This is a genomic window from Borreliella afzelii (genome assembly GCF_014202295.1).
In the GTDB taxonomy this organism is placed as follows: domain Bacteria; phylum Spirochaetota; class Spirochaetia; order Borreliales; family Borreliaceae; genus Borreliella; species Borreliella afzelii.
The window spans coordinates 441,428-464,019 of sequence record NZ_JACHGM010000001.1; the positions used below are offsets into that span (position 1 = coordinate 441,428).

18 protein-coding genes, 2 tRNA genes and 3 rRNA genes are annotated in these 22,592 nt (G+C 29.3%); 12 read left to right on the top strand and 11 right to left on the bottom strand.

Annotation, left to right across the window (positions count from 1 at the left end):
* The 6 genes from yidC to dnaA form a co-directional block, all read right to left on the bottom strand.
* Nucleotides 1-1,635, bottom strand: a complete 1,635-nt coding sequence (gene yidC, locus HNP63_RS02065) for a membrane protein insertase YidC (protein ID WP_048830600.1) — start codon at nt 1,633-1,635, stop codon at nt 1-3.
* Nucleotides 1,636-1,645: 10 nt separating this feature from the next.
* Nucleotides 1,646-1,981, bottom strand: a complete 336-nt coding sequence (rnpA, locus tag HNP63_RS02070) for a ribonuclease P protein component (protein WP_183227088.1) — start codon at nt 1,979-1,981, stop codon at nt 1,646-1,648.
* Entirely contained in the window at nt 1,962-2,117 is a 156-nt protein-coding gene (rpmH, locus tag HNP63_RS02075; protein WP_004789541.1) for a 50S ribosomal protein L34, read from the bottom strand. Before rpmH ends, rnpA begins: the two co-directional genes overlap by 20 nt.
* A gap of 91 nt (nt 2,118-2,208) precedes the next feature.
* Nucleotides 2,209-2,508 (bottom strand): DciA family protein, encoded by a 300-nt coding sequence (locus tag HNP63_RS02080; protein WP_004789623.1) that lies wholly within the window; start codon nt 2,506-2,508, stop codon nt 2,209-2,211.
* A gap of 97 nt (nt 2,509-2,605) precedes the next feature.
* Nucleotides 2,606-3,766 carry a DNA polymerase III subunit beta gene (dnaN, locus tag HNP63_RS02085; RefSeq protein WP_004789384.1) on the bottom strand — a complete coding sequence of 387 codons (1,161 nt, stop codon included), beginning with the start codon at nt 3,764-3,766 and terminating at the stop codon, nt 2,606-2,608.
* Nucleotides 3,767-3,998: 232 nt separating this feature from the next.
* A complete protein-coding gene (gene dnaA / locus HNP63_RS02090) occupies nt 3,999-5,456 on the bottom strand; it encodes a chromosomal replication initiator protein DnaA (RefSeq protein WP_183227090.1) in 1,458 nt (485 codons plus the stop codon).
* A gap of 186 nt (nt 5,457-5,642) precedes the next feature.
* Between dnaA and gyrB the strand changes: the two genes are divergently transcribed.
* The 3 genes from gyrB (at nt 5,643) to HNP63_RS02105 (ending at nt 10,892) form a co-directional block, all read left to right on the top strand.
* Complete coding sequence (gene gyrB / locus HNP63_RS02095) at nt 5,643-7,547, top strand: DNA topoisomerase (ATP-hydrolyzing) subunit B (protein ID WP_183227092.1); 1,905 nt, start codon at nt 5,643-5,645, stop codon at nt 7,545-7,547.
* 11 nt (nt 7,548-7,558) lie between these two features.
* Nucleotides 7,559-9,991 (top strand): DNA topoisomerase (ATP-hydrolyzing) subunit A, encoded by a 2,433-nt coding sequence (gene gyrA, locus HNP63_RS02100; RefSeq protein ID WP_011601026.1) that lies wholly within the window; start codon nt 7,559-7,561, stop codon nt 9,989-9,991.
* 118 nt (nt 9,992-10,109) lie between these two features.
* Nucleotides 10,110-10,892 (top strand): ParB/RepB/Spo0J family partition protein, encoded by a 783-nt coding sequence (locus HNP63_RS02105; protein WP_183227094.1) that lies wholly within the window; start codon nt 10,110-10,112, stop codon nt 10,890-10,892.
* Nucleotides 10,893-11,179: 287 nt separating this feature from the next.
* Here the strand turns inward: HNP63_RS02105 and HNP63_RS02110 are convergent, their stop codons facing one another.
* The 3 genes from HNP63_RS02110 to HNP63_RS02120 form a co-directional block, all read right to left on the bottom strand.
* Nucleotides 11,180-11,893 carry a hypothetical protein gene (locus HNP63_RS02110; protein ID WP_183227096.1) on the bottom strand — a complete coding sequence of 238 codons (714 nt, stop codon included), beginning with the start codon at nt 11,891-11,893 and terminating at the stop codon, nt 11,180-11,182.
* A gap of 2 nt (nt 11,894-11,895) precedes the next feature.
* On the bottom strand, nt 11,896-12,648 hold the full coding sequence (locus tag HNP63_RS02115; protein ID WP_048830596.1) for a ParA family protein: 753 nt from the start codon (nt 12,646-12,648) through the stop codon (nt 11,896-11,898).
* Nucleotides 12,649-12,756: 108 nt separating this feature from the next.
* On the bottom strand, nt 12,757-13,362 hold the full coding sequence (locus HNP63_RS02120) for a YigZ family protein (protein WP_004789723.1): 606 nt from the start codon (nt 13,360-13,362) through the stop codon (nt 12,757-12,759).
* A 117-nt stretch (nt 13,363-13,479) separates the two neighbouring features.
* Here HNP63_RS02120 and HNP63_RS02125 point away from each other — a divergent pair, with 117 nt between their 5' ends.
* Nucleotides 13,480-13,869 carry a DUF1893 domain-containing protein gene (locus HNP63_RS02125; protein ID WP_004789512.1) on the top strand — a complete coding sequence of 130 codons (390 nt, stop codon included), beginning with the start codon at nt 13,480-13,482 and terminating at the stop codon, nt 13,867-13,869.
* 30 nt (nt 13,870-13,899) lie between these two features.
* On the opposite strand, the gene HNP63_RS02130 is transcribed toward HNP63_RS02125, so the two are convergent.
* The gene (locus HNP63_RS02130; RefSeq protein WP_011601020.1) at nt 13,900-14,217 is read right to left on the bottom strand and encodes a hypothetical protein; all 318 of its coding nucleotides are present in this window, start codon (nt 14,215-14,217) and stop codon (nt 13,900-13,902) included.
* 212 nt (nt 14,218-14,429) lie between these two features.
* On the opposite strand from HNP63_RS02130, the gene rsmI reads away from it, so the two are divergent.
* The 5 genes from rsmI to HNP63_RS02155 all read left to right on the top strand — a co-directional run bounded on the left by rsmI (nt 14,430) and on the right by HNP63_RS02155 (nt 19,396).
* On the top strand, nt 14,430-15,107 hold the full coding sequence (gene rsmI, locus HNP63_RS02135) for a 16S rRNA (cytidine(1402)-2'-O)-methyltransferase (protein WP_038850618.1): 678 nt from the start codon (nt 14,430-14,432) through the stop codon (nt 15,105-15,107).
* An 89-nt stretch (nt 15,108-15,196) separates the two neighbouring features.
* Nucleotides 15,197-15,745: a nucleoside 2-deoxyribosyltransferase gene (locus tag HNP63_RS02140; protein WP_004789885.1), complete on the top strand. Its 549-nt coding sequence runs from the start codon at nt 15,197-15,199 to the stop codon at nt 15,743-15,745.
* Between the two features lie 213 nt (nt 15,746-15,958).
* Nucleotides 15,959-17,494: ribosomal RNA gene (locus tag HNP63_RS02145) — 16S ribosomal RNA — on the top strand.
* 176 nt (nt 17,495-17,670) lie between these two features.
* Nucleotides 17,671-17,744: transfer RNA gene (locus HNP63_RS02150), tRNA-Ala, on the top strand.
* Between the two features lie 148 nt (nt 17,745-17,892).
* Nucleotides 17,893-19,396: ribosomal RNA gene (locus tag HNP63_RS02155) — 16S ribosomal RNA — on the top strand.
* A gap of 378 nt (nt 19,397-19,774) precedes the next feature.
* Here HNP63_RS02155 and HNP63_RS02160 read toward each other — a convergent pair.
* A tRNA-Ile gene (locus HNP63_RS02160) sits at nt 19,775-19,848 on the bottom strand.
* Between the two features lie 636 nt (nt 19,849-20,484).
* Here HNP63_RS02160 and HNP63_RS02165 point away from each other — a divergent pair.
* The 3 genes from HNP63_RS02165 to HNP63_RS02175 all read left to right on the top strand — a co-directional run.
* Nucleotides 20,485-21,045, top strand: a complete 561-nt coding sequence (locus HNP63_RS02165; RefSeq protein ID WP_011601017.1) for a DNA-3-methyladenine glycosylase — start codon at nt 20,485-20,487, stop codon at nt 21,043-21,045.
* 135 nt (nt 21,046-21,180) lie between these two features.
* Entirely contained in the window at nt 21,181-22,023 is an 843-nt protein-coding gene (locus HNP63_RS02170; RefSeq protein WP_004789526.1) for a Cof-type HAD-IIB family hydrolase, read from the top strand.
* Between the two features lie 202 nt (nt 22,024-22,225).
* Nucleotides 22,226-22,592: ribosomal RNA gene (locus tag HNP63_RS02175) — 23S ribosomal RNA — on the top strand; the annotation flags it as partial.

Sequence of the window (22,592 nt, forward strand, 5' to 3'; positions counted from 1 at the left end):
TTAAGACAAATGCATCTTTATATAGTATTGCTGTAAAATAGTAAAAATATTTGTTGTAATCCAATATATTAAAAGCCCTGATGGCATATTGTAAAGTATGAAAAAAAACATAATAGGCATTCCAAAATATAAAAACTTCTGCTGCGCTCCTAGATTTTTTAAATCAATATTAGAACTAACAATTGTAGACCCTAATTGAGTAAACATCATAATAAAAGGCAAAATTCTAATATCAGTCCAAGAAACAAAATAAAGCTTATATCCAAAATGATATACGCTGTCACCGATAGATAAATCATCAATCCATCCTGGAATAAAATTAGCTCCTCTTAATAAAAATAAATTATTTACAAGTGAATAAAGGGCAAAAAATATAGGAAGCTGCAAAATTATGGGGAAACACCCTCCAAGAGGATTAACTCCTTCTTCTTTATAAAGCCTTCCCATCTCTTCATTCAACTTCTTGGGATCATGCTTAAACTTCACTTGAAGTTCTTTCATTTTAGGTTGAAGTTTGGAAAGCTCAGCAGTAGCTCTAAATCCCTTAAATGTCAAAGGAAATATAAGTATTCTAACAACAATTGTCAAAAAAATAATTGAAAGCCCCCAATTAGGTATAACATCATAAAAAACTTGCATTACCATTTGCATAGGAACTTGAATTAAATACCACAAACTCTTTTCTACTGACATTCCAAAAGCAATATCAGATAAACCAAAGGTATTATCACTATTCTTGTCAAAAATGTCTAGATATCTGTTGTCTTTAGGCCCAGCATAAATAAAAAACTTATCACTAATGTTTTTTTTATTTATAACATTATTGACAATAAACGATTTAAGAATTCCTTTTTCCTTCTTAAACTCAACCTCCATATTTTCTTTAGAAACCAACACCTCAAAATACTTGGTACTAGAACCAATCCATTTAGGATTGTTAATCCTTAGATCATCTTTACCATATTTAAGCTTATTATCATAATAAATTATTTGAGATAAATAATTATTATATTGCAGCTTAGCTTTATCACTAAGCCTTTCAATCTGAGAACTAAAAGTAATTTTATAAGAATCAATATCCAATAAGTTATAATCTTCAAGACCATTTACAATAACTTCAAATCTCATTAAGTATTCATTCTTTTTAGAAAATGTATACTTCTTTACATATTCATAAGTTTTACCATTATTCTTAAAATAAGCTTTAAATTCATGATTAAAATCATCTATTTTTTTATACAAAAACAAATCCTCTACTAAATAGTCAAAACTAACATCAAAAAAAGGTTCATTTTTATAATCAACATTAATCAAGTCTGTAGGATCTTTTTCTAAATTTAAATGATTTTTAAGCTTTAATGAAACCAAATTTCCTCTAAATGTTGAAAAAGTAGCAAAATATATCCCTGTTTCTACAACAATATCTTGGGCCTTATCAATCAAATTAAAGTTATTGCTTTTACTTAAAAGCATTTTATTATCATCAAAACTTTTGTTTAAATCAAACTGCAATTCCTTGTCAGAAGACTTAGAGCCTAACATCCAGGAAGAAAAAATATCATTAATAAGCATAAAAAGACCTATTAAAAATAAAGACAAATAAACGGTTCTTAAAATTCTTTTACTTTGATTCACTTATGCCCCTTCACACCATTAAAACTAAACTTTTCATAAGAGATTCAATACTAAAATATGTCAAATCCAACCTGTCATAATAAACTACAAAAATAACATCTATAGCCCTACCTTCTAACAATTCTAATCTTTTTCTAAAAGCTTCTTTAAAAAGTCTCCTAACGCGATTCCTTTTAACAGATCCCCTAAAACTTTTAGAAAAGGTAACAAGAAGCCTAGAATAAATCAGATGATTTGATTTGCAAAACATTTTAAGATTAAGATTGCTAAATCTAATCAGGTTACCTTCTTTGAAAATTTTTTGAATTTCTATTTTTGATTTTAGACTAATATTTCTTTTTTTCATCAGAAACAGTTAATTTTATTCTTCCTTTTGCCCTTCGTCTTGAAAGAATAAGTCTTCCACCTTTAGTTTTCATTCTAGCTCTAAACCCAAATTTTCTATTTCTTTTAACACGACTAGGCTGATAAGTCCTTTTCAAAACGCTCCTCCATTAAAAACAATTTTCTGCTAGTAAGCTGCAAATTGAACACTACCATGGTATAGTATATAAATACGATTGTCAATAATAATTACTTTACTAAAACCTTTATATCTATTACTTTAATACCCGTTAATTCTTCTATTGATTTTATTATTTTTGACTTATTGATTGATATGCTATATAAAATACTTGAATTGCTTACCTCAAGAAAAAGAACCTGCTCATTTTTAAAATCTAAAAATTTCACATCATCTGACAAAGCTTTAAAAATTTGATTCCATTTACCAGCAATCGTTAATTTTGAACTTATTTTTTTATTAACAAGTAAATCAGATTCTAAATAATTTTTAAGAACATTGTCTATTTTTTTAAAAGCAGAATCATTCATAAAAATTTTTAATACCACAATGCAAAAAACAATATTAAATAAACTTTAAAAAAGCTTATTTTTATTTTAATATTCAAAATCACATTAATAATTCACTTTAACCCAAAGACATCGGCATTATCAAGTGCATAAAATTCAAATCTTCAGGCTCACTCAATTTTAATACATTCCCCGAATTGAATTGTATTTCTATCTTTGAAGTTTCAAAAACACTAATAGCTTCAATAAAATACGAAATATTAATAGCCATAACCTCATCTGAACCATCATACAGATAGTTCGAATTTTTAATAAAAAATTCACCTTTTCTTCCAGTAATCAAATCTTCTCCAAGAAGTTTCAGCTGAAGCTCAGAAAAAGTTAAAACTAACTTTCTTGACTTATCAACATATAAATTAACTCTAGCAAGTCTATCTTTCAAAATGCTTAGCGAAACTAAAGATTTATTTTTTTGTTCTTTAGGTATAATGCTCTTATAATCAGGATAATTGCCACTAATCAAACTGCAAGCTATTTTATAATTATCAAATTCAACATAAAATTTTTTATCCGAGGATTTTATTTTAACCAAACCTTCTCCTGACATAAGATGTTTTAAAAAATTAAATATTTTTACAGGAACTATAAAATTTACATCTTCTTCAACTGTAACCTCTGTTTTACAAATAGACATTCTGTGACCATTTGTAGAAACAAACAATAATTTGGAATCTTCATCTTTTGTAAAATACACACCATTTAATACATTTTTGGATTCATCAAGATGCGCTGAAAAAGCTATTCTGTTTATTATTTTTTTAAAAGACTTTTGTTTTATTTCAATTTCAAAGGTGTAATCTTCATTAACCATATCATAATTGTAATTTTCTATTTCTTCGTATGAAAAGGTAGGTTCTTTTAAATGATCTTCATATTCTTCTTCTTTTTCATCCTTTGATTCTCCCATAATTTCCAATTTGCTGTTATTCTCATTAAAAGCTATTTTAATTTTTTTGTAAAAACTAAATGCTTTTACTGCGTCATAAAAATTTGAGGCATTAATTAATACCTTAAAATCTGTCTCTGAAACAATTGGGATTGTGCTTTCAAAAAAAATATTCCTATCTGTTGATTTAATTATGAGATTAGAGTTTTTTACTTCGATTAACAATGCACTCCAAATGTCATTCATATTTCTGTTTAATATTATTCCCTTTGCTTTTTCTATTTCACTTGTAATTTGATTTGTGTCGCAAATAAAAAATGTGTTATTTAGCATGATGCCTCCTTATATATTTTATTACATTTTATCTTTTTAAGTTTTTATATTTTTAGTTTTTGCATATATATATAGTAGTAATAGTAATAGGCTTCTGTTTAATTGTTTAATTGTGTTTAATGTCATATTTAATAAAGAAATATCTTGTTGAATTATAGGTTGTTTTTTGTTGTATTTCTGATAAATTATTTGTTTTAATTGTTTAAAAGAATTATTAATTTTTCAATTAGGTTTAATTTTTTTTTATTTTGTTCATAAGTTCTGTGATTAAATTGTTGATTTCTTTGTCCTTATTTCTATCCCTATCTATTTTATTTATCGAATAAAGCACTGTTGAATGGGTTTTGCCTCCAATAATTTTCCCAATTTCAATTGTTGATAGCTCTGTAAAATTCCTCAAAAGGTATGCATAAATATGCCTAGCTTTTGTTATTTCTGGTTTTTTACTATGTCCCTCAATATCTTTATGTGCAATTTTTAGCTCCCTTAAGAGTATTTTTTTTATATTTTCAATATTGATTTTATTGCTTGGTTCATTGGTTGTTTCTTTTTCGTAAATTATTATTTCTTTTATTATTTTTTCAACAATGTCAATGTCAATTTCTATATTGTCTAAATCTATATATGCTTTTAGTTTTGTTACAGCAGCTTCAAGGTCTCTGACATTTGTTGTAACTTTTTGAGCAACCAGATTTAGTATATTTTTAGGAACTTTTATGCCATCCTCTTCTGCTTTTTTTTCAATAATAGCTACTCTGAGTTCAAAATTGGGTTTTGATATATCAACATTTAATCCTCTTGTAAACCTGCTTTTTAGTCGATCTGTAAAATTTGTAAGTTCAGAAGGAGGCCGGTCACACGTGAATACTAATTGTTTATTGTCTTCATAAAGGGCATTAAATGTGTGAAAAAGCTCTTCTTGTATGCCTTCTTTTTTTTGTAAGTCGTGGATATCGTCTATAAGCAGCATGTCTAAATATCTATATTTTTTTTTAAATTTTTTTGTTTCGTGTGTTTTTATGCTTTCTACAAACTCATTTAAAAAATTTTCAGCAGTAACGTATAGTATCTTGAGGTTATTATGCAATTCTTCTGTTTTGTTTCCTATGCTTTGAAGTAAATGTGTTTTTCCAAGTCCAACTCCACCGTAAATTAAACAGGGATTATATTTTGTCCCAGGATTTTTTGAGATTGACAAGCTAGCGTTGTATGCGAGTTTATTATTTGGCCCTATGATGAAATTTTCAAATGTATATCTTTTTTTAAGAAAGGGATTTTTGAAATTTTTAGGTTCTTCTTCTTTTTTGATATACATTTTTATACGATCTTTAATACTTTGAAGCGACTCTTTAGAGAGTGTGGTTCCTTTAAGTTTGTCTAATGTTGGGAAAGTTTCGTTAAAAGTTGTTTTTTCGCTTTCTTCTTTGCTAGAATAGGTTTTAGGTGATTGATTTGTAAATACAATGGCCACGTTATCGTAGCCATTGTTTGTGAGTATTTCTTTGATTTTTTTTGTAAATCTTTTTTCTATTTGATTTTTGTGGAATAAATTTGGAGTAGATATTTTAATATTGTCACCTACGGATTCTAAAAAGCACAAATTTTCAAACCAAACATAAAACTCTTCTTCTGATAGTTCTTTTTTTATTTCTGTTAAAATCAAGCTCCATATATTTTTTGATTTTTCCATTTTTTGTCCTTGTTGGTTTTAGTACTATACTTTTAACATTATATAGTATAATGTTAAATTAGGATTCTATTTAAATTGTTTGTAAAATTTTTAAAATTTTTGTTATTTTGTATGTAATAGATATTATTTTTTTTTTAATGTAGAATTTATCTGTGTCTAGATTTTAATTAAATGAATGGAAGGTTTATGAATTATGTTGCTAGTAACATTCAGGTTTTAAAAGGACTTGAGGCTGTTAGGAAAAGGCCTGGCATGTATATAGGCTCTGTTTCTGTTAATGGGTTGCATCATTTGGTTTATGAGGTGATTGACAATAGTATTGATGAGGCTTTAGCTGGGTTTTGCGATAGAATAGATGTTATTATTAATTTAGATAATACCATAACTGTAATTGATAATGGGAGAGGGATTCCTACGGATATTCATGAAGAAGAGGGAATTAGTGCTCTTGAACTTGTTTTAACAAAGCTACATTCTGGTGGTAAGTTTAATAAAGGCACTTATAAAGTTTCTGGGGGATTACATGGTGTTGGAATTTCGGTTGTAAATGCTTTGTCTTCGTTTTTAGAAGTTTATATTAATAGGGATGGAAAAATTTTTAGGCAAACCTTTTCAAAAGGTATTCCAACTTCTAAAGTAGAAGTTGTGGGAGAATCTTCTATTACGGGCACTAAGGTTACTTTTTTAGCAGATTCTGAAATTTTTGAAACTTTAGATTATAATTTTGATGTTCTTGAAAAAAGGCTTAAAGAGCTTGCTTTTTTAAACGATAAAATATGCATTTCAATTGAAGATAAAAGATTTGGTAAAGAAAAATCTTCAAAATTTTATTTTGAAGGTGGTATAAAATCTTTTGTAGATTATTTAACCAATGACAGTAAAGCTTATCAATCAGAATCTTATTATATTGATGGTTTAATGAATGATGTTATTGTTAATGTAGGACTTAAATGGACTGAGAGCTATTCTGACAATATTCTTTCTTTTGTTAATAATATTAATACAAGAGAAGGGGGGACCCATGTTATGGGTTTTAGAAGTGGCCTTACTAAGGCTATGAACGAAGCTTTTAAAAATTCAAAAATAAGTAAAAAAGATGTTCCAAATCTTACAGGGGATGATTTTAAAGAAGGGCTTACAGCTGTTATTTCTGTTAAAGTTCCAGAACCTCAATTTGAAGGTCAAACAAAGAGTAAGCTTGGTAATTCTGAGATAAAAAAAATAGTTGAGATTATTGTATACGAGCATTTATTGAAAATTATTAATTTAAATCCTTTAGAGATAGACCTTATTCTTGGAAAAGCAATAAAAGCTGCGCGTGCTCGTGAGGCTGCAAGAAAAGCAAGAGAATCAGAAAGAAAAAAAAATGCATTTGAAAGCTTAGCATTGCCCGGGAAATTGGCTGATTGTACTTCTAAAAATCCCTTGGAAAGAGAGATTTATATTGTAGAAGGTGATTCTGCTGGAGGAAGCGCTAAAATGGGCAGAAATAGATTTTTTCAAGCTATTTTGCCATTATGGGGCAAAATGCTTAATGTTGAGAAAACAAGAGAAGATAAGGTAATTACCAATGATAAGCTTATTCCTATAATTGCATCTCTTGGTGCAGGAGTTGGCAAAACTTTTGATATTACAAAACTTCGTTATCACAAGATCATTATTATGGCAGATGCTGATGTTGATGGGTCTCATATTAGAACTTTGCTTTTAGCTTTTTTCTTTAGATATATGAGAGAATTAATTGAAAATGGCTATATATATATAGCCATGCCTCCTCTTTATAAAATAAAGTATGACAATCGTATTTATTATTTTTATGACGAGAAAGAAAAAGAAAAATTTTTAAATTCTATTGAGACTAAAAGTCGCAATAGTATCCTTTTGCAAAGATATAAAGGACTTGGGGAGATGAATCCAACTCAGCTTTGGGAAACGACTATGGATCCTGCTAGAAGAAAAATGAGATTGATGAATATAGATGACGCTGTTGAGGCTGAAAAAATTTTTGTTACTCTTATGGGGGATTTAGTTGAGCCTAGAAAAGAATTTATTGAACAGAATGCACTTAATGTAATTAATCTTGATGTGTAATTGGAGCGTTAATGGCAGTTGGAGAAAATAAAGAACAAATATTAAATGTTAAGATAGAGGATGAAATAAAAACTTCTTATTTGAATTATGCAATGTCAGTTATTGTTTCCAGAGCTCTTCCAGATGTAAGAGATGGTCTTAAGCCAGTTCACAGGAGAATACTTTATTCTATGTATGAGATGGGACTGCGTTCTGATAAAGCTTTTAAAAAAGCTGGAAGAATAGTAGGGGATGTTCTTGGGAAATATCATCCCCATGGAGATCAATCAATTTACGATGCTCTTGTAAGACTTGCTCAAGATTTTTCACTTAGATATCCTGTAATACGGGGGCAGGGAAATTTTGGATCTATTGATGGAGATCCTCCTGCTGCTATGCGATACACTGAAGCTAAAATGGCAAGAATAGCTGAATATATTGTTAAGGATATAGACAAAGAGACTGTTAATTTTAAGTCTAATTATGACGATTCTTTAAGTGAGCCTGAGATTATGCCTTCATCATTTCCATTTCTTTTGGTAAATGGCTCTAGTGGAATCGCTGTTGGAATGGCTACCAACATGGCGCCTCATAATTTAAGGGAAATTTGTGATGCTATTGTTTATATGTTGGATAATGAGAATGCCTCTATATTTGATTTGCTCAAGATAGTTAAAGGTCCCGATTTTCCAACTTTTGGAGAGATTGTTTATAATGATAATTTAGTTAAAGCATACAAAACTGGTAAGGGAAGTGTTGTTATTAGAGCAAGATATCATATTGAAGAAAGAACAGAAGATAGAAATGCTATAATTGTTACAGAAATACCTTATACAGTAAATAAATCTGCACTTCTTATGAAAGTTGCGTTTTTGGCAAAAGAAGAAAAGCTAGAAGGACTTTTAGATATAAGAGATGAGTCTGATCGAGAAGGCATTAGAATAGTTCTTGAAGTTAAAAGAGGATTTGATCCTCATGTTATTATGAATTTGCTTTATGAATATACTGAATTTAAAAAGCATTTTAGTATAAATAATTTAGCTCTTGTTGATGGTATTCCTAAACAGTTGAATTTGGAAGAATTATTATTTGAATTTATTGAGCATAGAAAAAATATTATCGAAAGACGTATTGAATTTGACTTGAGAAAGGCAAAAGAGAAAGCACATGTTCTTGAGGGATTAAATATTGCTTTAAATAATATAGATGAGGTTATTAAGATTATTAAATCATCTAAATTAGCAAAAGATGCAAAGGAGAGACTTGTTGCAAATTTTGGTCTTTCAGAGATTCAGGCCAATTCAGTCCTTGATATGAAGTTGCAAAAACTTACAGCTCTTGAGATTTTTAAGCTTGAAGAAGAGCTTAATGTGCTTTTAAGCTTAATAAAAGATTATGAAGATATTCTCTTGAATCCAGTAAGGATTATTAATATCATAAGAGAAGAAACTATAAATTTAGGTTTGAAATTTGGCGATGAACGTCGAACTAAAATAATTTATGATGAGGAGGTTTTAAAAACTAGTATGTCGGATTTAATGCAAAAAGAAAATATTGTTGTTATGCTTACAAAGAAAGGTTTCCTTAAAAGACTTTCACAAAATGAGTATAAATTGCAAGGTACGGGAGGAAAAGGTCTCAGCTCTTTTGATCTTAATGATGGAGATGAGATTGCTATTGCTTTGTGTGTCAATTCTCATGATTATTTGTTTATGATTTCAAATGAAGGAAAGCTTTATTTAATCAATGCTTATGAAATAAAAGATTCTTCAAGAGCTTCAAAAGGTCAAAATATTAGTGAGCTTATTAATTTAGGAGCTCAGGAAGAAATATTAACTATTAAGAATAGTAAGGATTTTACTGATGATTCTTATTTATTGCTTACAACTGCAAGTGGAAAGATAGCTAGATTCGAATCTACAGATTTTAAAACAGTAAAGTCACGAGGTGTTATTGTTATTAAACTTAATGATAAAGATTTTGTTACAAGTGCAGAGATTGTTTTTAAGGATGAAAAAGTAATTTGTCTTTCTAAAAAGGGTAGTGCGTTTATATTTAATTCAAGGGATGTTAGGCTTACTAATAGAGGTACCCAAGGTGTTTGTGGAATGAAATTAAAAGAAGGGGATTTGTTTGTTAAAGTTTTGGCGGTTAGAGAAAATCCTTATCTTTTGATTATTTCTGAGAATGGGTATGGAAAAAGATTGAGTGTTTCTAAAATATCTGAGCTTAAAAGAGGAGCCACTGGTTATACTAGTTATAAAAAATCTGATAAAAAAGCGGGTAGTGTTGTTGATGCTATAGCAGTTTCAGAAGATGATGAAATTTTGCTTGTAAGTAAACGTTCAAAAGCTTTAAGAACAGTAGCTGGAAAAGTGTCTGAACAAGGCAAAGATGCTAGAGGAATTCAAGTATTATTTCTTGATAATGACAGCTTGATTTCTGTTTCAAAATTTATTAAATAAAGAATTGGTTTTTTTTATTTAAGAATGTTCCACGTGGAACATTCTTTTTTTTTATTCTTAAATTGTAATTCAATATTATAACCTGATAAAATTTTGTGTTGTAGGAGGTTTTGATAATATGGACAGGGTTTTTAAAATGATAGATATTCAACTTTTAGATATTGATAATGATCAGCCAAGGAAATCTGTTAGTCTTGTTGAATTAGAAGAGTTGAGTATTTCTATAAAGGAAAATGGAATTTTGCAACCCATAATTGTTTGTAAAGTAAATGAGAGGTATAAAATAATAGTAGGAGAAAGAAGATTTAGGGCTGCCAAACTTATTCAGATGACAAATATTCCTGTTATTGAAGTTAATATAAAAGAATCTTGTAGAGATTTTATGCCTTTGGTTGAAAATATACAAAGAGAAAATTTTACGCCTGTTGAGGAAGCTTATGCCTATAAAAATGTAATGAATAAATATTCTTTAACTCAAAAGGATTTGTCTGAAAAAATTGGCAAAAGTAGAACCTATATTTCAAATATAGTTAGGATTTTAGACCTTGAACAAGAAATATTAAATGCAGTGCATAGAAAAGAAATTTCTTTTGGGCATGCTAAAGTTATTTTATCCTTAAAAGACAAACAAGATAGGTATAATCTTTATTTAATTATACTGAAAAAAAAATTTTCTGTAAGAGACGCAGAAAAATATGTTAAAAATTTTTATAAATCTATAACAAAAAAAAAAGAAGTCGAACAAGATCCTTTTTTAAGTAACATAAAAGAATTTTTATTTGATAAAATTCAAACAAAAATAGATATTAAAGGGAATCAAGATAAAGGGAAAATAGAAATAGAGTATTTTACAGCAAGCGATTTAAGAAGAATTGTTTCCTTTTTTGGCCATATCAACTAAATTTGTTTTTATAATTTAAAGATTGCAAAATGTCTTTTCTTAATTTTTATGGGAGTTTTGATTTTTAGGCATTTGTCACAATGAATAACTTTTTAAGTTTGTTTTTAAATTATTTAGTTTTTATAAAGAAATCTTAAGCTTTAAATGAAGTGCAAAATTTATATTTTGTTATTTGTATTCAATTATTTATTTTTAAATTTAAAAGTAAATAAAGCCAATCTAATATTTGTAAAACAAATAATAAAAATATAAATAAAATTTATATTTTTATTGGTGCAGCTGTTGATTTAGATTAAATTATTTTTAATATATTTTATTTTTTTCTTTATTTCAGAAATAGAATGAAAAAATAATTTTAAGTTTTCTTGATCTAATTTATTAAGTTCAATATTTTTAAATTCTTTTATAGTTTTTAATATGAAATCCAACGCTTCTTTTATATCGTTTTCATATTTTTCATCTTTTTTAAGCGATGATTTATGTGTATCTTTTAAATCAAAATTTTTTTTATAAACAATTTTAAATTCTTTTAAAGAATTTATTTTACCATTTAGAACTTCGGTTTTTAAAATGGAGGGGCAAGATTTTTTAGATATTTCATATGATAATGATAATGGTAGTTTTTCTATAGTAAGCTGCTTGTCGGAATTTTCGACAAGCAGCTTATATCTTGATATTAAAGCGTAAACCTTATCTTTTTTAAATCCCATACTTTTAAACCACTGATAAAAAAGTCCGTTATATTGATTGTTTCCTTTTAATTTGTCTTGAGTCTCTTTAAGTATTTTCCCAATTTTTGTATAAGTATTATTAAAAATGTTAAAAATTTCATATTGTTTTGTTTTCAAAAAATCAGAAATATCTTTGTCTAGCTTATTGTAGTCAAAGTTTTTTCTTTCAATTGAAATAATTTCTTTTTTTTCGATATTTTCTAAATTGCTTGAAGATGTTTCTAATTTTTTACCCATTAGAAACATTAAAGTTTCTAGATTATCAGACATAGTTATTCCTTGATTATATTTATTATCTCTTTTGAGAGTTCTAAGAAATCTTTTGCAGCATTACTTTCTTTGTCATATTCATATACAGGCATTTTTGCTTCTTGAGATTTTGAAATGGTTATATTTTTCCTTATTTTTGTATTCAAAAGTTTTTCTTTAAAAACTTTTTTTAATGAGCTTACATATTTTTCTTTAGTTTTGTTTCTTATATCGTATTTATTTATAAAAATACCCGCAATCTCTAGAGTTTTATTTATTTGTTTTACGGTATTTATTGTATCTATTAATTGATTTATGCCTTCAAATGCAAAAAATTCTGTTTCAATTGGTATTAATAGGTAATTGCTTGCAATAAGGGCATTTATAGTTAATATTGAAAGTGTAGGGGGGCAGTCGATAATAATAAAATCATATTTATCTTTTTCATACAGTGCTAGTGCATTTTTTAAAAAATTTTCTCTTGAAAGTTCATTTATTAATTCTTTTTCTAGTAAGGCTAATTTAATACTAGATGGAATTATGTCTAATTTAAAATGATTTAAAGGTTTGACCTTTATTTTTTTATTGATAAGTTCATAACTTGAGTTTTCAGTTATGCGTTTTGAGGTGTTTGTGCCGCTAGTAGAGTTTCCTTGTGAATCAATATCTATTAGAAGAATTTTTTTATTGAGCAGGGTCATTGAATAGGAAATATTAATGGCGCTTGTAGTCTTTCCTACACCCCCTTTTTGATTGATTACAGATATTATTTTCATATAAATTTTCTCTTTTTATTTGGTTTTGTTTTTATATTTTAAAACATAAATGGTAAAAATAATAATACTTTAAAGTAGTTTTAAATATTTGATTATTTGACATGTATATTATTCTTTTTGAAGCTTTAAAATTTCTTGATTTAAGCCGTTTTCTATTAAAAATTCCGATATTTTTTGTTTATTTTTTGTTTTAAATTTAATTGAAGTGTTTATTTTGTTTGAAAAGTTTGAATCCGTTATTTCTATTTCAAGTTTATTTTTCATTTTTAACAGTGAATTGTATTGGTTGTAATTTAAATTTAAGCTTAAAATTTCTAATTCCTCTTTTTCCATTATAGATGTATTTTTAATAACTTCTTTGGCAGACTTGTAATATGCTTTGATTAATCCCCCTCTGCCAAGCAAAGTGCCCCCAAAATATCGCAATGTAATTATTAAAGTATCGGTTAAGTTGTTGTGTATTATGGCATCCAATGTGGGTTTTCCAGCTGTTAAATTAGGCTCTCTGTCATCACTCATTCCATTTAGAAATGAGTTCTTATTTCCAATTCTAAATCCATAAACTACATGGGTAGCATTTTTAAATTTTGTTTTATATTTTTTAATAGTTTTATTTATCTCTTCTTTTTTTTCAATATTAAAAATGTATGAAACAAAGATAGATTTTTTTATTTCAATTTTAGAATTACTGTTGTTTTTTGGCACGAATATCATATAGCATAAGTATACTATCTTTTTAGATATTGCAGTATTTATTGTTTATGTATATTATTAATAGTGTTTGTTTTTATTATTAATTATTATAAAGTATGGTTAAAAAAGGGGTTTTAAATGATATCAGGCTTGAATCCAACATTAAGGTTATTTAAAGATCATAAAATACTTTATTCTAATATGGAAAGGGGATTAAAACCTCTTTTAGAAGTAGATAATTTTATTAATAAGTATATTCAGAATAAAGAAGGACTTGAGATTTATGATAAAGTTGTGGGCAAGGCAGCGGCTATTATTATTTATAATATAGGGCTTCAAAATGTTCAAGCTGGGGTTGTTTCTCAACCCGCAAAGGATTTTTTAGAAAGTAGAGGAATAAAAGTAGCTTATAAAAAATTGGTGGAAAAAATAAACGACAGGGCAGAAAACTTGATTGAAAGTTTGGAAAATCCCGAAGAGGTTTATAAATATATGATTAAAAGAGGTATTATAGTTAATAACTTATAAATTATGAAAATTAATTAAGTTGTATTTTGGCTAACTACGTGACTTTGAGTATACAGTTATAATTAGGGCTATATTATATATTAATATAATTAAATTTCCCCAATTTAAGTAAAAATTGTTTTTATCATAGTTGAAGATCCAAATTCCAGCATAAACACCTAAAAATCCTCCTATAGAAGATGTAAACATAATTAAATTAGGTTCGATTGTATGTTGATTAATTTTGTTTTGATTCTCTTTGGAATCAGGTTGCTCGGTGAATTTACTGTCAATAAAAATCATGGCAAAGCCTGCAAGAGTAATGCATAGAAAATAAATTATAAATATTTTTCTAATTAATGCAAACATAAATTTTCCCTTTCTTTTAACTTTTTAATCATTAATACTTAATGATATAACTAAGTGTAATACAAAAGCAAGTATTTTGATAGATGTGTGAAATATAGCGTATAAGCTTATTCTTGTATTATTTAGTAAATAAAGGATTTTAGATTTTTATCATTAAGGAAGATGTGTTTTAATATATTGATTTTTAGTTTTTGGAGGAATTAAAAGGAGTTATGTTGTATATTATTGGTACACCAATAGGCAATTTAGAAGATATTACTTATAGGGCGGTTGATGTTTTAAAATCGGTAAATGTTATCTTTGCAGAAGACACCAGAGTAACTAGTAAGCTTTTGTCGCGATATAAAATTAATAAAAAAATGATTTCTTGTAATGCCGTAACAGAAAATAAGAAGATAAGCTCACTATTAGATTATTTGGCAAAAGGCAATTCTGTTGCTTTTGTTAGTGATGCTGGCACTCCAGGGCTTAGCGATCCGGGGAGTCTGTTAGTTGCTGCTGCTTTTAGAGAGGGGTACAAAGTTTGTCCAATTCCTGGAGTAAGTTCTTTTAATACGATTGTAAGTGTTAATCCTTTTAGAGATAAATCAGTGCTTTTTGAAGGATTTTTACCTAACAAGGGTCTTAAAAGGTTTAAAAGAATTGCTGAGCTATATAAAAGGGGCGATGCATTTGTGTTGCTTGAATCTGGTCATAGACTTTTGAAATTGCTTGTTGAAATTTCTTCTGTTAGTTTGGATGCGAAGATTCTTATTGGTCGCGAGATGACAAAAATTTATGAAGAATACCAAATTGGAAAGCCTTTAGAATTAAAAAAATATTTTGAATCGAGTAAAGAGAAGATTAAAGGAGAATTTACTATTTTAGTCAGCAGAAGTCGTTCAAAATAAATGTTTTCTATTTAGAGTCAAAACTTTATTATTATAGGTTTTATCCAATTGATTTATTGTGTTATACTTAAATTTTAATAGGGGTTTTTATGAAAATTTATTTAGCTTCTCCATTTTTCAACGAAGAGCAAATTAAGCTTAGGGATGAGGTTTTGAAATTTCTTGAAGAGTTCAATTTAGATGTATTTTCTCCAGAGCATCATGCTGTCAAAAAGATGGGATTGCTTGAAAAGGTTGATTATAAGTTTGTAAATAGAGATATAAGAGAAAAAATAAGGGAAATAGATTTAAAAGAGTTGGTTAGTAGCGATATTGTTTTAGCTTTGGTTAATTATGTTGATGCGGGTACGGCCTATGAGAGAGGATTTGCCTTTGCTAAAAAGATACCAAGTATAGATTTTTTTAAGGACAAGCAAGATTCTGATTTTTATAATTTAATGTATAGTGATTGTAATGCATCTTTTACGAATTATAGTGACCTTAGGGAAGGAATTTTAACTTTCAAAGAATTGTGGATTAAGTTTAAAGGAGATAATGAAAATTTTAGAACTTTCTTTGATTATTTAAAAGCTAAATTAGGGAATAAATTGAAAAAAGTTCTTACAACTTTGCCTGTTAATGAAAAATGTGGTTGTTAATGCTTTTATCATGTTTGATTAATAAAATTTATTTTTTTATGTTTTATGTTAATAAAATAATGCAAAGGTATTGACAATATGATTCTTCTTTTGTTAAAGTATTAAATGTTGAAATGACTATTGGAAGATGAGAGAAGGGAAGAGTTAAGTAAGGTTGAAAGCCAAGCAAAAGAATAAACAAAACTTGTTAATTTTTTTAAATAAAAAATAAGAATAACGAAGAGTTTGATCCTGGCTTAGAACTAACGCTGGCAGTGCGTCTTAAGCATGCAAGTCAAACGGAATGTAGCAATACATTTAGTGGCGAACGGGTGAGTAACGCGTGGATGATCTACCTATGAGATGGGGATAACTACTAGAAATAGTAGCTAATACCGAATAAGGTCAATTAATTTGTTAATTGATGAAAGGAAGCCTTTAAAGCTTCGCTTGTAGATGAGTCTGCGTCTTATTAGTTAGTTGGTGGGGTAAATGCCTACCAAGACGATGATAAGTAACCGGCCTGAGAGGGTGAACGGTCACACTGGAACTGAGATACGGTCCAGACTCCTACGGGAGGCAGCAGCTAAGAATCTTCCGCAATGGGCGAAAGCCTGACGGAGCGACACTGCGTGAATGAAGAAGGTCGAAAGATTGTAAAATTCTTTTATAAATGAGGAATAAGCTTTGTAGGAAATGACAAAGCGATGACGTTAATTTATGAATAAGCCCCGGCTAATTACGTGCCAGCAGCCGCGGTAATACGTAAGGGGCGAGCGTTGTTCGGGATTATTGGGCGTAAAGGGTGAGTAGGCGGATATATAAGTCTATGCATAAAATACCACAGCTCAACTGTGGAGCTATGTTGGAAACTATATGTCTAGAGTCTGATAGAGGAAGTTAGAATTCCTGGTGTAAGGGTGGAATCTGTTGATATCAGGAAGAATACCGGAGGCGAAGGCGAACTTCTGGGTCAAGACTGACGCTGAGTCACGAAAGCGTAGGGAGCAAACAGGATTAGATACCCTGGTAGTCTACGCTGTAAACGATGCACACTTGGTGTTAACTAAAAGTTAGTACCGAAGCTAACGTGTTAAGTGTGCCGCCTGGGGAGTATGCTCGCAAGAGTGAAACTCAAAGGAATTGACGGGGGCCCGCACAAGCGGTGGAGCATGTGGTTTAATTCGATGATACGCGAGGAACCTTACCAGGGCTTGACATATATAGGATATAGTTAGAGATAATTATTCCCCGTTTGGGGTCTATATACAGGTGCTGCATGGTTGTCGTCAGCTCGTGCTGTGAGGTGTTGGGTTAAGTCCCGCAACGAGCGCAACCCTTGTTATCTGTTACCAGCATGTAATGATGGGGACTCAGATAAGACTGCCGGTGATAAGTCGGAGGAAGGTGAGGATGACGTCAAATCATCATGGCCCTTATGTCCTGGGCTACACACGTGCTACAATGGCCTGTACAAAGCGAAGCGAAACAGTGATGTGAAGCAAAACGCACAAAGCAGGTCTCAGTCCGGATTGAAGTCTGAAACTCGACTTCATGAAGTTGGAATCGCTAGTAATCGTATATCAGAATGATACGGTGAATACGTTCTCGGGCCTTGTACACACCGCCCGTCACACCACCCGAGTTGAGGATACCCGAAGCTATTATTCTAACCCGTAAGGGAGGAAGGTATTTAAGGTATGTTTAGTGAGGGGGGTGAAGTCGTAACAAGGTAGCCGTACTGGAAAGTGCGGCTGGATCACCTCCTTTCTAAGAGAAAGATAAATTAAGGCTAATTCCATTAACTCTTCTCTACTCTTTTCTTTTGATAAAGGAGTTTTTAAAACTAGCATTGCTCTTATAAATTTAAGAGTGGTTTTTGTGTTTAATTTTTTATTATTAATATTATTTTGGTATTAAAGAATTTTATTAAATTTAAGTTGATTGGGGGTTTAGCTCAGTTGGCTAGAGCATCGGCTTTGCAAGCCGAGGGTCAAGGGTTCGAGTCCCTTAACCTCCATAGGCATGTGCCCTAGATTGATGTTAAGCATGTTGTTGGGTAAGTTTGTTAAAGGTTTGAAATAATTATCGGAAGATTAGATGAGAGTTTAATAAGGTTAGAAGTTAAACGAAAGGGTAAACAAAGCTTGTTGATTCTTTAAATAAGAATAACTAAAAGCTTAATCTTGACTTAAAGTCAGCTGTTCTGTTAATGCATCTTAAATAATGCAAGTCAAGCTTGGATGTGATAGTATATTTAGTGACTAACGGAGTAGTAATTAATAGGCAATCTACTTGTTGGATAGGAATAATTACTAAAATAGCAGCTAATACCAAAGGATATTAGTTAATTGATATCCTTTGAAGTTTCGCTTGTAGTTGAGTTTATGTCTTGTTGGTTGGGGGTAGGGACAAATCCCCCAAAACGACAATAAGTAATTGATTTGAGATTATAAACAGTCACACTGGAACTGAGATGCGGTCTAAACTTCCATGGGAGGTAGCAGCTAATAATCTTTTACAATAGGTGAAAGTTTGACAGAGTGATGCTGCATGAATGAATAAGGTCTAAAGATTGTAAAATTCTTTTATAAGCGAGGAATAAGCTTTGTAGGAAATGACAAGGCGATGATGTTAATTTGTGAATAAGCCCCGGCTAATACTTACTAGTAGCTTCGGTAAGATGTGTAGGTGGTGGCGAGCTTTGTTTTGAATTATTGTGTGTAAAGGGTGAGTAGGTAGATATATAGGTTTATGCAAAATGCCACGGCTTAACTGTGGGGGTTATGTTGGAAACTATATACCTAGAGTCTGATATAGGAAGTTAGAATTCCTTGTATAAGGGTGGAATCTATTGATATCAGGAAGAATGCCGGAGGCAAAGGCGAAAATACTTCTGGGTGAAGATTGATGCTGAGTCACAAAAGCGTAGGGGATAAACAGGATTAAATACCTCGTTAGTCTACTCTGTAAACGATGCATTCTTGGTGGTAACTAAAAATTGGTACTGAAGTTAACGTGTTAAGTGTGTCTCTTGGGGAGTATGTTCGTAATAGTGAAGCTCAAAGGAATTAGCGAGGGGCTCGCACAAGCGATAGAGTATGTTGTTTAATTCGATGATATGCAAGGAACCTTGCCAAGGATTAACATATATAAGGTATAGTTAGAGATATTTATTCCCCGTTTGGGGTCTATATACAGGTGCTGTAAGGTTGTCGTCAGCTCGTGTTGTGGGGTGTTGGGTTAAGTTTTACAACGAGTACAACCCTTATTATCTGTAATGGTGGGGATTCAGATGAGATTGCTGGTGGTAAATCGGATCAGTGTGAGGATTATGTTAAATTATTATGACCCCTATTTCTTGGGCTATATACATGCTACAATGGTTTGTATAAAACAAAGCGCACAAAGCAAGTTTCGGTGTTCGGATTGAAGTTTGAAACTCGATTTTATGAAGTTGGAATCGAGTGATCCTATCCTATATTAGAATGATACGATGAATACGTTCTCAGGCCTTATACATACTGCCTGTCGTCATACCGCCTGAGTTAAGGATGTCCGAGAACTATTTCAACTCATAAGGAAAGAAGATGTTTGGGGTATTTTTAGTGAGGGGGGGTGAAGTTTTAACAAGGTGGTCGTACTGGAAAGTGTGGCTAGATCATATCCTTTCTAAGAGGAAGATAAATCAAAACCAATTTTATTTACTTTTCTCTATATTTTTATTTTGATGAAAAAGCTTTTGAATTCAAAGTAAATTTTTAGTTTAACCTTTAGAAAAAATAAATCTTTAGAAAGTGTATAGTATTATACAGTTTCATATTAAATTAAACGTTGTTAATAGTAAACATAATTTTAGATTTTGAGTTGAAAGTTTTTTATATTGCTAAATATGTATTTTAAATCTAATAGAACGGCAATTGCAATTTTTAAAATTGAAATTGCATTGTAAATATACTCTAACATCGAAATTGACAAATGTTTTATTTTTATTGTTCATCATAGTTAAAGTAGACTATAGTACATAATACTTGGAAAAATGGAATACATTGGGACCAGGATGAGTTGAACATCCGACCTCAGGTTTATCAGACCTGCGCTCTAACCACCTGAGCTATGATCCCTTAATTATACCAACTCTTTAAAAATTTTATTTAAATCTTCTAGCTTTGTCAACATCTCTTGTATTTTGAAAAGATACAAGAGATGTTGCATATTGTTTGTAATTTTTCATACATTTTCCAATGTTTGCTATTTTATATAAGTGTTTTATAAGATTTGTTAATTTTATTTTTGCCTATTTAAAAGATTATTATAATTGATGTCAATTGTTTTGATATTGAAATTGTAGTATTTTATTGTGGGTTGTCGTGATCAAGCTATAAAAACTTTTAAAGTTATAACATTATTTCTTTATTCAATTTTTCCTAAAAAGTTAAATTAATAAATAATTCTACTTTTGTTTTGGTGACTTTTGGAATCATCTTCAGTATGTTTTAAAGGTAAAAATATTTTTCTTTTTTTGAAGCCCGAGCAATTTTTAGAAATATTTTTTATTGATTGAACAATTTAATAAATTTTTTGCTTTTTAAATCAAACAATTTATTAACTAGCTAAGAATTTTATTGAAATATTTATTTATTAGATGATTAATCCATTTTAGTTTTTATGCTTATTATTGGTAATATTATGTTCTTATATTTAACATGTGTATTTTGGCAATATTTTTTTTATTATTATCTTGTTTTAAAATTGAGTTTATGGATCGATATTTTTTTTTACAAGATGCTAGTACTGTTGCAAAATTATTGCTTGGTAATTTATTGATCAGAAAGATCGATAAAAAGGAAATAGTTGTTAGAATTGTTGAAACGGAAGCTTATATGGGGATAACAGATAGCGCTTGTCATTCTTATAGTGGTAAGAGGACAAATCGTACAAATGCTATGTATAACATAGGAGGATATTCTTATGTGTATATAATATATGGCATGCACCATATGTTTAACATTGTGACTGCGGATAAAAATAATCCCCAAGCTGTTTTAATTAGAAGTGTAGAGCCCGTTTCTCCATTATTGGGAGAGAAATGCGTTCTTACTAATGGTCCTGGCAAACTTACAAAATTTTTAAACATTGATCTAGCCTTTAATAAAGTTGATCTTATTGGGAATAATGAGCTTTTTTTACAAAGGGGTTTGAATCTAGATTTTAATATAGTTTGTTCAAAAAGAATAAATATTAATTATGCACAAGAGGATGATATAAATAAGCTTTGGAGATTTTATATTGAAGGTAATAAATTTGTTTCAAGGTGTTGATTTTGGTTTAAATATATTTTTTAAAAAGTTTCAAAAAATATATTGTTATTAAATTTTATTTTTTTGTTCTCTTTAAGAGTAATTTATTGAGAATAAATTATTTGTGATATTATATCTTACAAGAGAGATTTATATATGAATTCTAATTATGAAAGATATAAAATACTGGTTTTTGATCTTGATGGCACTTTATTAAATAATAGTCATGAGATTAGTTTTCTAACTCTTGAGGTTCTTTTGACTTTGGGTAAAGATTTTAAAATAATTATTGCAACTGGCAGAAGGTTGAGTGAAGTTAAAAATGTAAGGAATCAATTAAAAGAAATTAATATTGATAATAATTATCTTGTAACTGCAAATGGAGCTGAAGTGTTTTTGCAAGAAAATTTAATTTTTAGACATGCAATGAGTTATGATTTAGTAAAAGAGATTCTTAAGATACGTACAGTCAATGTTGATGTTAATCTTTATACTTTTGATACTTGGTATTCTAATTCAGATGTTAAAAGTCCTATTATGAAACATTTTATTAGGGATTTGGGTTTAAATGTTATTATTACAGATTTGACTGAATTAAGTGTTGATTCTGTTTCTAAGATTGTTTATTATTGTGATGATTTGGCAACTCTTGATAAACTTGATAATGAGATTAGAAGTAGAGATTTTCAAGACATAAGGGTGTTTTTTTCTTCTAGGGATTTATTAGAGGTTACTAATATTAATGCTAATAAATATAATGCTATTAAAAATATTGCTTTTCTTGAGAGCATTCCATTGTGTAATGTTTTAGCCTTTGGAGATAATAATAATGATTATGAGATGCTTAAAAATCTTGGCAAAGGGGTTTTAATGAAAAATGCTAATGAATTTCTTAAAATTAATTTAGCGAATAATGAAATAACAAGATTTAGTAATAATGAGGATGGTGTTGCTAAATTTTTAATTGATTTTTTTGAGCTTGATATAAATTATAAATGATTTGTATCTGGAATGTTTAATGCATTTATTTTATTTTTAGCAAAATCTTCTATTTAAAATATAAATTTTTTACTTATAATTTATTTTTATAAATTTATTTATTAAAATATTGGTATAAGTATTGACATGGATTAAACAAAGATATATATTATTCTATGTTGTATAAACAAATTGGCAAAATAGAGATGGAAGATAAAAATATGGTCAAAGTAATAAGAGTCTATGGTGGATGCCTAGGAGCTTTAAGGCGAAGAAGGTCGTGGTAAGCTGCGAAAAGCTTGGGGGAGAAGCAAACATTTATTGATCCCAAGATTACCGAATGGAGTAATCCAGCTAGCAAGATGCTAGCTATCTATTATTTAAATAATAGAGGCGATACCAGGGGAAGTGAACCATCTAAGTACCCTGAGGAAAAGAAATCAAAGAGATTCCCTTAGTAGTGGCGAGCGAAAGGGGAGTAGCCCAAACTTTAAATGTGTCAAGTTGCAGAGCGTTGCATTTAGAGGGTTGTAGGACGTTTAGGCTTAGTCTGTGATAAGCAAAAAAGTTACAAAATATTTATATAGAAG